The 12,022-nt window shown below is 43.9% G+C and carries 12 protein-coding genes; 6 read left to right on the top strand and 6 right to left on the bottom strand.

The features are described from left to right. Positions 1-3: 3 nt before the first annotated feature. From IGJ44_RS15745 to IGJ44_RS15735, 3 genes are all read left to right on the top strand, one after another. Positions 4-510, top strand: a complete 507-nt coding sequence (locus tag IGJ44_RS15745) for an arginine repressor (RefSeq protein ID WP_005230706.1) — start codon at positions 4-6, stop codon at positions 508-510. Positions 511-724: 214 nt separating this feature from the next. Beyond that, on the top strand, positions 725-1,240 hold the full coding sequence (locus tag IGJ44_RS15740) for a VanZ family protein (protein WP_074536487.1): 516 nt from the start codon (positions 725-727) through the stop codon (positions 1,238-1,240). A 63-nt stretch (positions 1,241-1,303) separates the two neighbouring features. Further along, positions 1,304-1,999, top strand: coding sequence for a YoaK family protein (locus IGJ44_RS15735; protein WP_074536488.1), 696 nt, complete (start codon positions 1,304-1,306; stop codon positions 1,997-1,999). 33 nt (positions 2,000-2,032) lie between these two features. Here the strand turns inward: IGJ44_RS15735 and IGJ44_RS15730 are convergent, their stop codons facing one another. From IGJ44_RS15730 to IGJ44_RS15720, 3 genes are all read right to left on the bottom strand, one after another. Further along, the gene (locus IGJ44_RS15730) at positions 2,033-2,362 is read right to left on the bottom strand and encodes an SdpI family protein (RefSeq protein ID WP_016608455.1); all 330 of its coding nucleotides are present in this window, start codon (positions 2,360-2,362) and stop codon (positions 2,033-2,035) included. A gap of 160 nt (positions 2,363-2,522) precedes the next feature. After that, positions 2,523-2,978 (bottom strand): VOC family protein, encoded by a 456-nt coding sequence (locus IGJ44_RS15725; protein ID WP_074536497.1) that lies wholly within the window; start codon positions 2,976-2,978, stop codon positions 2,523-2,525. A 66-nt stretch (positions 2,979-3,044) separates the two neighbouring features. Then, positions 3,045-3,923, bottom strand: a complete 879-nt coding sequence (locus IGJ44_RS15720) for an aldo/keto reductase (protein ID WP_420911907.1) — start codon at positions 3,921-3,923, stop codon at positions 3,045-3,047. Between the two features lie 97 nt (positions 3,924-4,020). On the opposite strand from IGJ44_RS15720, the gene IGJ44_RS15715 reads away from it, so the two are divergent. Beyond that, a complete protein-coding gene (locus IGJ44_RS15715; RefSeq protein ID WP_016608452.1) occupies positions 4,021-4,389 on the top strand; it encodes a winged helix-turn-helix transcriptional regulator in 369 nt (122 codons plus the stop codon). A gap of 62 nt (positions 4,390-4,451) precedes the next feature. Here the strand turns inward: IGJ44_RS15715 and IGJ44_RS15710 are convergent, their stop codons facing one another. The 3 genes from IGJ44_RS15710 to IGJ44_RS15700 all read right to left on the bottom strand — a co-directional run bounded on the left by IGJ44_RS15710 (position 4,452) and on the right by IGJ44_RS15700 (position 7,572). Further along, complete coding sequence (locus tag IGJ44_RS15710; RefSeq protein ID WP_010748994.1) at positions 4,452-4,751, bottom strand: hypothetical protein; 300 nt, start codon at positions 4,749-4,751, stop codon at positions 4,452-4,454. 155 nt (positions 4,752-4,906) lie between these two features. Beyond that, positions 4,907-6,304: a L,D-transpeptidase family protein gene (locus IGJ44_RS15705; protein WP_074536490.1), complete on the bottom strand. Its 1,398-nt coding sequence runs from the start codon at positions 6,302-6,304 to the stop codon at positions 4,907-4,909. 284 nt (positions 6,305-6,588) lie between these two features. After that, positions 6,589-7,572, bottom strand: coding sequence for an L-lactate dehydrogenase (locus IGJ44_RS15700; protein WP_005230720.1), 984 nt, complete (start codon positions 7,570-7,572; stop codon positions 6,589-6,591). 355 nt (positions 7,573-7,927) lie between these two features. On the opposite strand from IGJ44_RS15700, the gene pth reads away from it, so the two are divergent. Together pth and mfd are read left to right on the top strand one after the other, a co-directional pair. Further along, positions 7,928-8,488, top strand: coding sequence for an aminoacyl-tRNA hydrolase (gene pth / locus IGJ44_RS15695; RefSeq protein WP_015510502.1), 561 nt, complete (start codon positions 7,928-7,930; stop codon positions 8,486-8,488). Between the two features lie 11 nt (positions 8,489-8,499). Further along, entirely contained in the window at positions 8,500-12,018 is a 3,519-nt protein-coding gene (gene mfd, locus IGJ44_RS15690; protein ID WP_010748996.1) for a transcription-repair coupling factor, read from the top strand. Positions 12,019-12,022: the final 4 nt, after the last annotated feature.

The raw sequence follows: 12,022 nt of genomic DNA, 5'->3' as shown, positions 1-12,022 counted from the left end.
TAAATGAAAAAAAAAGAGCGACAAGCAATTATCAAAAAACTTTTTGTCCTACATCGGATTGAGTCTCAAGAAGAATTGATGAATTTATTAAAAAAAGAAAATGTTTCAGCTACCCAAGCCACGATTTCTAGAGACATGCGGGAAATGAACATCGCTAAAACGTATGCCAAAAATGGGCGACCGTATTATTCAATCTTTGAATCCAAAGAGCAGGATCTAGAAGACAGAATTGCGTTTTCGATGTATGAGTATCTAAAAAAGATTACGCAGATTGACTTTTTAGTTGTCGTTCATACGGCTGAAAATGGCGCCGATGTGATCGCTAATTATCTTGATGAAATGGAGCTGCCAGAAATTGTCGGCACCATTGCAGGGTTTGATATTTTATTGATCATCACGCCGTCACAAGAAGCGGCAGCAGAGGTCGTCGAGCGGTTGAATCATTATGTAGAAGGCTACGAGATGGGTTCGTCATTATTTACTGGAGAAAAAAACGCAAAACAGCCCTGAGAATCGTTGAGGAAGCTGAACGTCACAAGCCCAAAGATCTCACAACCAAACGGGTGACGGCTTTTCATACCGATGGCTATTTTTAAAAAGAAAGAGTGCTTCTAAACTTGACGGAAGCACTCTTTTTGTGTGTGCAATGTCTCCACGGTTTGCTGGAAAAACAGTTGCATCACCAAATGAAAATGGTAAGATAGGAAAATGAGGAGTGAAAACTATGAAAAAATTACTGAAAGAACCGAACTTTTACTTTTGTATCGCAATTGCGGTAATGGTCATCCTCTTTATCAGCTCTTCACAAACCTATGAGCAGCAATCTCAAATCGGGTTGCTTTCACGTATCTTAAAAAACGAACCATTGAAAGATTGGTTGGAGACGATCTCTTTTTCCTATGCTGGGTCGGAGATCAGTATTGCGGAAAAAGGCTATTTCTCATTTGTGGAATTTTTCATTCGCAAAGGTGCGCATTTCTTTACCTATTTTGTCCTAGGTGGCAGTTTGTTCTTAACGCTTGTTTTTCGAAAACAGCCGTATTGGCTAGCCGCTTTTTTTGCTTGGTTGGCAGCCACCGGCTACGCTGGGATCGATGAATACCATCAAATGCTGACGGGAGGACGGACGCCGCTTTTTCAAGATGTCATGCTGGATTCAGCGGGAGCACTGACCGCCGTTCTTTTGGGGTGGTTGATTTGTCAGCTATCGAAAAAGTCACCTAAACGCCGCAAAACATAATGAGTTGTCGGCGTTTTTTAAGCAGTAAGCTGTCAGAAAGTATAAAAACAAGAGGCGAAACCAATGGAAAAAAGTTTGAGCAGTGTCAAAAGCAAATCGGAGTTTGTCGTGCATGAAAGTTTACCGGTGGGGATTCTTCTTGCTATGGCGGGCGGTTTTTTAGATGCGTATACCTACTTGTTTCACGGGGAAGTGTTTGCAAGTATGCAGTCGGGGAATGTCATTTTGTTAGGGATCAATCTTTCAACGGGGCAGTTTGAACAAGCCTTTCGATATCTGCCACCAATCTTCATGTTTTTAGTGGGGATCGTAGTGACGAATTATCTGCAGCATCATTTTCCGACAGGGGGCTGGATCGTTTGGCAAAATGCCGCATTAATCTTTGAAGCGATCGGTATTTTGGTTCTGGGCTTTTTTGCTCGATCATTACCCAATGTCATGATCGATTCGGGGTTATCTTTTTTTGCAGCGATTCAATATGCCGCCTATCGTCGATTGGCAGGGATGCCCTATGCCACCACGATGACCACCGGCAACTTACGTTCACTGGCTGATTATGTGTACATGCGCTGGTTTAAAAAGGACCGATCAGTGACACCTAAGATTATTTCTATTTCCTTGATCATCGGCGGCTTCTTTTTTGGTGCAGTCTTAAGCAGCTTGCTAGGGATTTTCTTATTCCACCGCACTATCTGGGTGGTTTCAGGGATTTTAGCCTTGGTGTTGGGGATCACGATCCATCATCAAAATAAACAATAGAAAAAAGACATTCGCTGGAATGTCTTTTTTGTCTTACTTTTTGGTGCTTGTGCGTGAATCTTTGAGATACAGTGCCGTTTCTACGAGTAACGCTGCTAGAAGATAGCTGCCAAAAACGGCTACTTGGTAAAAAGCCTCTGCGATCAGCTCGTTGCGCTGCAATAAAACGACCCCGCCTAGAAAGAGCATCGCTAACAAGGAGAACCACTGCTGGGCAAAACGCCAATTGCTGACACTGGCTGTACTGCGCTTGGTGCGAAAGCCGAATACATAATTGGGTTCTTCTCGGTAAAAGCACCAGAAGACGATGAAAAAAATACCCGTAAAAATCAACAACAAAAGTCCAATATCGATCGAGATCACTACCTTTCACGTGCGATTTGTTGGATAAGTAAGTGAAGCTGCTAAAGATGAGTACATACTTATTGTATCCGCTATGAACGCTTCTATGAAGGGGAACAATCGAAAAATACGTGCTTCTAGCAAAAAAAACGGATGGCGATTTGCAGCGCCATCCATTTTTTTATCCCCGTTGAAAAGGGCCTTTTGGTGCAATCAATTCAAGATTGGTGCCGTCTGGATCTGTAAAGTAGGCGACGCCTGTCCCAAAGCCGCTTTTCAAACCGTCTTGTGCTTCAAAAACGATGGGGGTGCCGTCAGGCTCAACGCCAATGGCTTTTAGACGAGCAACGGCTTCATCAATATTTTCGACTTCAAAACAAAGATGCATCGCGCTGATTTGCTCATTGGAATAGCTAGCTTTGTTGGATCTTGGTTCGACGTATTCTAAAAGATCAATGTTGAGATTGTCTAAATGAAGATTGGCATATTTGATCAGTGTATCTGCTAATCCTTGCGTTTGCGCCATGCGTTTGCCGCCAATCGTATCTTGATTGGCGATTTTCTTTCCCGTTAATGCTTCATAAAATTGGATGGAACGTTCGAGATTGCTGACGGTGATTCCCACGTGGTTAACCATTGAAAAGCCTGTGTTTGTGTTTGTCACTATACTTCCTCCTAAGGTTTTGTTTAGTATATCGTTTGGTTAATGAAAATCGAATGTGTCTGGATCTGGACCCACTCGCAAGTCTTCATTTAATGCGTTCAAGCGGGCTATGTCAGCTTCTGATAAATGGAAATCAAAAATCGCTGCATTAGCGATCATTCGCTCGGGGTGTGTCGATTTGACATTGACTAAGATCCCTTGTTGAATAGCCCAGCGTAAAAGCACTTGTGCCGCTGATTTTTGCTGCGCGTCGGCGATCGCCAAGACGGTGTCATCTTTCAGCAGTTTGCCTTGCATCAATGGCGACCAAGCTTGGATCGCAATTGCTTTTTCGCCACAAAAAGCCCGCAGGTCTTGTTGCGTCAGTTTGGGGTGCAGCTCGATCTGATTGATAACAGGAACGACCTTAGCAATGGCCAATAATTGCTCCAGATGATGGATCTGGAAGTTGCTGACCCCGATCGCTTTGATTTTTCCTGCCGCATAGAGGTCTTCCAAGGCACGCCAGGACTCTTGAAATGCTTGATTTCCTGGCCAATGGATCAAGTACAAGTCGAGATACTCGAGGTTTAAGCGGGCCAGACTTTCATTGAAGGCGTGGATCGTTTCATCATAAGTTAAATGATCGTTCCAAAGTTTGGAAGTGACAAAGAGTTCTTCACGAGCCAACCCCGTTTCTTGTAAGCCTTGTTTGATTCCTGCCCCTGTTCCTGTTTCATTGCCGTAAATCGCTGCTGTATCAATCAAGCGATAGCCATTGATAATCGCTTGCTTCACGACCTCTGCTGTGTCAGCTTCAGGGATTTGAAAGACACCTAACCCCAACCCGGGGATTTCGCTGCCGTTGTTCAGGGTGACGGTATCTGATAATTTTTCGATCATAAAAACATCTCCTTTATTTTTTTCTGGTATTATCATATAATGAGGTGGTAATACTGTATAGTACGTACTTTTTTGTTTGATACCCACCTTTTGGTAACCTTTGTGTGATATCAAGCGTAATGAGGTGAAAAAAATGGCAGAAAAAATTTATAATATCGGTGTTGAAGCAACCATGGATGTCATCGGCGGGAAGTGGAAACCAATCATTCTTTGTAATTTGCGCCATGGGGCATTACGTCCCAGTGATTTACGGCGGAAGATCCCTGGCATCAGTCAAAAAATGTTGACCCAGCAATTGCGGGAATTAGAAGAATCTGACATCGTTACTCGCAAGTCCTATAATCAAGTACCACCTAAAGTTGAGTATTCCTTGAGTGAATATGGAGAAACCTTAGGCGGCTTATTGGATACTCTTTGCCAGTGGGGCACGATGCACGTTGCTGCACTGCAAGACAAAGGAGAGCAAGTTACTTTGTTAGAACAAGAAGAAGCGATTGTCTAACAAAGGGGAAGTGGCATGAGAAAAGGCGGCAGAAACCATTGGTTTCCGTCCGCCTTTTTAGGTTATGCTTGTTGGATCAATTCTAGAATGGCTTCAGTATTCATCCCGCTGTAATGATTGACGGGAAACGAAAGGCGCTTGATGCGTGGTGGGATGGCCTGCTTGATCATCGGATCTGTTAAAGAAAGCAAGGGATCGACCAAAACGAGTTTTTCTTGCGCAAAACGATAATTCGCCAGACGTTCTGGTGTCACAACAGTTACGCTGATTTGATCCTCGGACAACAATTGGATGTTGCGGGCGAAAATTTTGATCAGACTTCCAGCCAAAGTAGAACGATCAATAAAAACGACTTTTTCCAAAATGATTCTCCTTATTAATTGAAGTGATTAATTAAGTATATTAATTAAAGAGATCTTTGTAAATAGGAACATTTGGGAGACAACAAAAAAGCCGCAAAAGATCTTTCTTTTGCAGCTTTTGGTTCGTCTATAAAAAGGTTTGATTCTTTTTTTGATTAAATCACGATCACGGGTGTACCGACTTCGGCTTTGCTGTACAATTCTTTCATCACGCCTGGCGGAGTATTGATACAGCCGTGAGAACCACGGGTTTTCCAAAGATCGCCACCGTATTCCGTCTGCCAATCAGAATCATGGATACCGACACCGGTCCAATCGATGGGCATCCAGTAATCAACAGGGGACGCATAATCTTCACCAGTCAAGGTTGCATCTTCTTCTTTGTTCCAGACATAGAAGACGCCAGTTGGTGTTGGTGTGGCTGGTTTCCCAGAGATAATTTTCGTATCCAACACTAACTCGCCATCTTTGTAATACCACATATGTTGGTTTTTTAGATCAACTTCGATATAGGTGTTGCCAAACAGCGGGCTGCCTGCATCGGTGCTTCCTTGAGCGATCGGTGTGCGGGTGAAGTCTTCGCCTGCTTTTAACGCCTCGATCAATGCTTCTGTTTCCGCATCGGTTTGGATCGTCCAGCTAAGAGTACCAGCTGGGACTGTCACTTCACCTTGCTTGGTACTTTGGAAGGTCGAAGAATTGGTGCTAGTATTGTATTGTTCGCCGATCGATGTGACATAGCTTCGTACTTTGTCTTCGTCGATCGTTGTGTTGCCGTCTTTATAAGAGAGCCAATCCATGATCGTTTCTCTTGGGATTTGAAACGTATTTCCGTTGATCGTATAATTGCCGGTTACTTTGGCGATTTTATTCAACGAATCCATTTCTTTCGTTAAGTCTGGATCATCGGCGGTCACACTTGGTTTTGTGACATAATCAACGAGATTCAATTCCTTTTCGCCGCTGACGATGGCTTCTTGCAAGTCTGCCACTGCTTTGTCAACATCGATGGCATCGCCGTCAACTTCTGGTTTGATAGAAAAGCCGTCTTCGCCTTTTTCCAACGTGGCATCAGCCGATTTGGTACGATCTTCATTTAAGGTTTCGAGTTCTTTTTGGATCGTGTTGGTCTCGCTAGTCAAGGTGTCTTGGTCTACTGAGAGATTGTCTAGCTTCTTTTCTTCGGCAGCCGAAACGTAAGCCATTCCCCAGCTCCACTGATTTTGTTCATCTTTTAAAGATTGCAGCTCATCGGTGAAATCCGTCTGCAAACCAAATTGAGCAAGGTTGACTGTTTTCCATTCGCTATCACCATCTTTGATGGTAAAGTCTTCTTGTGAATAGCGATCATGCAGCAGGTCGTTGGCCTCGGCAACGGTTTTGTTGCTGATGTCGATCCCATCGATTTCAGTCTTTGGTAGAAAACGGTTTGCATAATATGTACTTCGGTAGGTATAGCCGCCAGCGATCACGACGAGTAAAGCAGCCACAACGATCAGAACAATTTTCTTCGTATTATTCTTGGCGTCAGTATGTTTGTTTGAACGAGTCATTCAACTACTCCTTTTTTCTAATGGCATAATAGATAATAACGCTTAAATCATACCATATTCCCACGGGAAAGCGAATATGGCAAATGAAACTTCCATGAAAAATAGAAAATTCTTAAACTATCTTTAGGCAAGCTGTAGAAACGCATTTCTTACGATAAAAAAACTGAACGAATCGGCAGCAAGCCATCTTGATCAAAGGATTCTGAAAAAGAGTGAGCTGGAGGATTCGTTCAGTCGCATAATTGACTAACTAAAATTGACTATTTAACACGAGGGAAAAGAAATTATTGATTGTCTTCCGCATCTAATTTTGCAAAAGCTTCATCAAGAATATCTTTTAATTGTTTTGCCGAAGCGGCCATCCGGTCTTTTTCACCATCTGTTAATGGGATCTCAATTACTTTTTGAATCCCTTGGGCATTGATGACTGCAGGCGCACCGATGTACAAGTCGTTTAAGCCGTATTCGCCGTTCATGTACACAGATAATGGGAGAACAGCATTTTCATCGTCTAAGATCGCACGAGTGATCCGTGCTAAGGCTACCGCGATCCCGTAGAAGGTCGCACCTTTTTTCTCGATGATGGTGTAGGCTGCATCACGAACACTGAAGAAAATGTTGACCATTGCTTCTTCATCGATGTCTGGGTTGTTTTTGACCCATTCATAGATTTGTAGGCCAGCTACGTTGGCATGAGACCAAACAGGGAATTCTGAATCGCCGTGTTCCCCTAAGATATAGGCATGGACGTTACGGGCATCGACATCGACCAATTCAGCCAATGCTTGACGGAAACGGGCAGAGTCTAATGAGGTACCTGAACCGATAACGCGTTCTTTCGGGAAGCCTGAGAATTTCCAAGTAGAATAAGTCAAAATATCGACTGGGTTTGCTGCAACTAAGAAAATTCCGTTAAAGCCTGAATCAACGATTTGGGTAACTACTTCACGGTTGATTTTCAAGTTTTTATGAACTAAGTCTAAACGGGTTTCGCCTGGTTTTTGAGGCGCACCAGCAGTAATAACGACTAAATCAGCATCATGTGCATCTTCATAAGAAGCGGCATAGATTTTTTTAGGGGAAGTAAATGCCAAAGCATGGGACAAGTCAATTGCGTCGCCTTCTGTTTTTGCTGTATTTATATCAATGATTCCGACTTCTTGCGCAATGTTTTGGGTCACCAGCGCAAACGCGTAACTAGAACCAACCGCACCGTCTCCAACAAGAATTACCTTTTGGTGATCTTTTTTGTTCGTTTTTGCAGTCATCTGTGTATCATTCCTTCCGCATAATTGTTTTACTCGCTATCATCCTACCATTTTCAAGTATGTTTGTCATGTGATTTGCACAACAATATTACACAAAATATCGCTGTTTCAATTGTAAATGCTTTCTTTGTTATTACGTCAAAAAGGAGATATATCAAGGTTTTATTAAGATTCGTTAAGAAAGATAAAAACTGAGCAAGAGGGTGCCACCATAACAGTCCATTTCGTGTTATAATTACCTAAGCAAAAGAACTGGGCGCATTTGTGTGCCCAGTATTTTGTGTTTGGATAAGAAAACCGATAAAATAGATGAAGAATCAGCTTGAAACTAGAAATAATGGAGCGTAAATAAAAAATGAAAATGATTGTAGGCTTGGGAAATCCTGGCAAAAAATATGAAAAAACCAAACATAATGTTGGCTTTATGGTAGTGGATGCGTTGGCACAAAAGTACCAAGCAACCTTTAAAAAGTCGGCTTTTGAAGCAGAGGTGGCAGAGTTTTTCTTGAAGGGTGAAAAAATCCTTTTGGTCAAACCACAAACCTTCATGAATGAATCCGGTCGTGCGGTAGGCCCGTTGATGACCTATTTTGGCATCTACCAAGAAGAACTAGTGGTGGTCTATGATGACCTCGATTTAGCGTTAGGGAAAATTCGTTTGCGCCAAAAAGGCAGTGCAGGTGGCCACAATGGAATCAAGAGTTTGATCGCTCATTTGGATTCAACAGTCTTTGACCGTATCAAAATCGGGATCGATCGTCCACGTCCAGGACAAACCGTGGTCAATCATGTCCTGAGTCCTTTTGCAAAAGACGATCTGCCCATCGTTTTACAAAGTATTGATAAAGCGGTCGAGGCAAGTAGTGATTACTTGACCAACGGCGACTTTCTTGCCACAATGAATCGATTTAACTAAGGAGGGCCGAGATGGATTTAATTGAATTAATAAATAAAGTGCCGACAGTGGCGGCTTGGCATACAGGTTTACGTGAACAAGCCCCCCGGCAATTACTGACCGGTCTAGCTGGATCGGCAAAAACATTAGCGATCACTGGTGTGTATCAGGCATTTCAAAAACAAGTGATCGTCGTGACACCTAATCTCTATTATACAAATCAACTAGCCGAAGATCTGCGCAATGTGACGGAAGATGTCTACGTTTTTCCAGTGGATGAAGTGTTGTCAGCCGAAATGGCTTTTTCTTCACCAGAAGCCAGAGAAGAACGCGTGGCAGCGCTGAATGCTGTTTCTCAAGGGAAAACGGGGATCTATGTGTTGCCGGTGGCGGCTTTGCGAAAGTATTTGCCTGAAAAGAAAACCTGGTTAGCCAATCAATTTCAATGGCAGATCGGCGATGAGATCGATTTAGAGCGTTTGCCGCAACAATTGATCTTGATGGGTTACGAACGTCAGTCAATGATTGGCAAACCTGGCGAATTCAGTATTCGTGGGAGCATCCTCGATATTTATCCATTAAACGCCGAATATCCCGTACGGATCGAGTTATTCGATGTAGAAATCGACTCGATGCGTTCTTTCAACGTGGAAACGCAACGCTCAGTGGAAACGCTGCAGCAAGTGGCTATTTTACCCACTACCGAATTGGTTTTCTCAGCGGAAGATTTAGCTGCGGGGCAAAAGCAGCTGCAAGAATTATTGAACAAACGGTTGGCAGTCACCAAAGAAGCAACCGATCGCGCCTTTTTAGAAGATTATTTTGGCCAGTTGGCTTCTCAATGGCAAGCGGGGATTCCTGGTGAAAGTGCCCGTTATTACACGGATTTACTGTATCGTCAGCAAACGAGTGTCTTAGATTATTTTTCTGAAGATGCCTTTTTGATGATCGATGATTATGCTCGGATCATGGAGACCAATCGTGAGATCGAACGGGAAGAGGCGGAGTGGCATACCCAAAAATTAGCGGAGCTGCGGGTCTTTTCTGAACAGCAATTCGGGATCGATGTCCATCAGCTGCTGCAAAAAGAAACCTTTGTGACCAGCTTCTTTTCTTTATTCCAAAAAGGAATGGGGAACATTCGCTTCCAAGCGATCCATCAATTCCAATACCGGCCGATGCAGCAGTTTTTCAGCCAAATGGGTCTCTTGAAAGTTGAAATCGATCGCTGGGAGAAGCAGCAGCAGACGGTGATTTTTCTGGTCAGTGACCAAGAGCGGGCCAAGAAGTTAGAGCAAGATCTGCGAGATCATGATATCTATGCCGTGCAGACGCAACAAGACCGCCTGTTTACAGGACGCACCCAAATCGTGGTGGAACGTTTGCAAAGCGGCTTTGAAATGCCGCAAGACAAGCTAGTGGTGGTTACGGAAAAAGAAATTTTCCAAAAGATGAACAAAAAAAGAGCCCGCAGGCAAAATGTCACCAATGCGGAACGGCTCAAAAGCTACAATGAGTTAAAAGCGGGCGATTATGTCGTCCATGCGAATCATGGGATTGGGAAGTACATCGGCATGGAAACCTTAGAAGTCGATGGCGTCCACCAAGATTACATGACGATCTTGTACCAAAACGAAGACAAGCTCTTTATTCCAGTCACCCAATTGAATTTGATTCAAAAATATGTGGCTTCCGAATCGAAAACACCGAAAATCAATAAATTAGGTGGCAGCGAGTGGGCGAAGACCAAGCGCAAAGTGACGGCTAAAATTGAAGACATTGCAGATGATTTGATTTTATTGTATGCCAAACGCGAATCAGAAAAAGGCTATGCCTTTCAACCAGACGATGCCTATCAAAAAGAGTTTGAAGATGCCTTTCCGTATTCGGAAACCGATGATCAGCTGCGCAGCACGGCAGAGATCAAGCGGGATATGGAAAAAGAAAAGCCGATGGACCGTTTGTTAGTCGGGGATGTTGGTTTTGGGAAAACAGAAGTGGCGCTGCGGGCTGCTTTTAAAGCGATCAAAGAAAGCAAACAAGTGGCTTTCTTAGTACCGACAACGATCTTGGCGCAGCAGCACTATGAAACGATGGTCGATCGTTTTGAAGGATTCCCCGTCAATGTTGGGGTACTGAGTCGTTTTCGGACGAAAAAACAGCAGAATGAAACGATCGAGCAAGTGCGCAAAGGGCAAGTCGATATTTTGGTGGGGACCCACCGATTATTGTCAAAAGATGTCGAGTTTGCTGATTTGGGCTTGTTGGTGATCGATGAAGAACAACGGTTTGGGGTCAAACACAAAGAGCGCTTGAAACAACTGCGTTCGCAAGTCGATGTGTTGACGTTGACGGCAACGCCGATCCCACGAACATTGCATATGTCGATGCTGGGGGTACGGGACCTATCTGTGATCGAAACACCACCAGAAAATCGTTACCCGATCCAAACCTATGTGATGGAGATGAATCCAGGAGCAGTGCGAGAAGCGATCCAACGGGAGATGGCACGGGGAGGTCAAGTGTTTTATCTCTATAATCGTGTCGATACGATCGAGCGAAAAGTCGAAGAACTGCAGGCGTTAGTGCCAGACGCACGAATCGCGTATGCCCACGGGCAAATGACCGAGATTCAATTGGAAAATACCCTGTTTGACTTTATTGAAGGGCAATACGATGTGTTGGTGACGACGACGATCATTGAAACCGGTGTGGATATTCCCAATGCCAATACGTTGTTTGTGGAAAATGCCGATTACATGGGGCTTTCGACGTTGTATCAGCTGCGCGGCCGTGTCGGTCGGAGCAATCGGGTCGCCTATGCGTATTTCATGTACGAACAGCAAAAAGTGTTGAATGAAGTCAGTGAAAAACGGCTGCAAGCCATTAAGGACTTTACCGAGTTGGGGTCAGGTTTCAAAATCGCGATGCGAGATCTTTCGATTCGTGGAGCGGGTAATCTATTGGGGGCGCAGCAGCACGGCTTTATCGATGCAGTCGGGTTTGACATGTACTCGCAAATGCTGTCTGAAGCAGTCACTCGGAAACAAGGGAAAAATACCCAAACAGAAAAAACGACCGTCGAGATCGATCTGGGGATCGATGCCTACTTACCGACTTCGTATATTGAAGACGAACGGCAAAAAATCGAGATCTACAAACGAATTCGTGAGCTGGAATCCCAAGAAGCAGTTGATGAACTTCAAGATGATCTGTTAGACCGTTTCGGTGAATACCCTGTAGAAGTGGCGCATCTCTTAACGGTGGGCGAGATCAAGATGAACGGCGATCGTGCCTTGTTAGAAACTATCCGTAAGCAGCAGCAGACGGTGTCGTTTATTTTGAGTAAAGTCGGCACGAAAAATTATTCGGTGGAGCAGCTGTTTGAAGCATTGAAAGCTACTAAATTAAAAGCCACGATGGGTGTTGATCATGAGCAAATGACCATCAAATTACAGATTCCGCCAGTGATGAAGGAAAGCACCTGGCTATTAGAAATCCAAGATTTTGTCAAAGCGTTACGGGAACAAAAATACGCCAGCCAAGGCTAGAAAG

Source organism: Enterococcus sp. DIV1368d (assembly GCF_050542975.1).
GTDB classification, from domain to species: domain Bacteria; phylum Bacillota; class Bacilli; order Lactobacillales; family Enterococcaceae; genus Enterococcus_D; species Enterococcus_D casseliflavus.
This window is presented reverse-complemented; position numbering and strand designations above follow the sequence as displayed.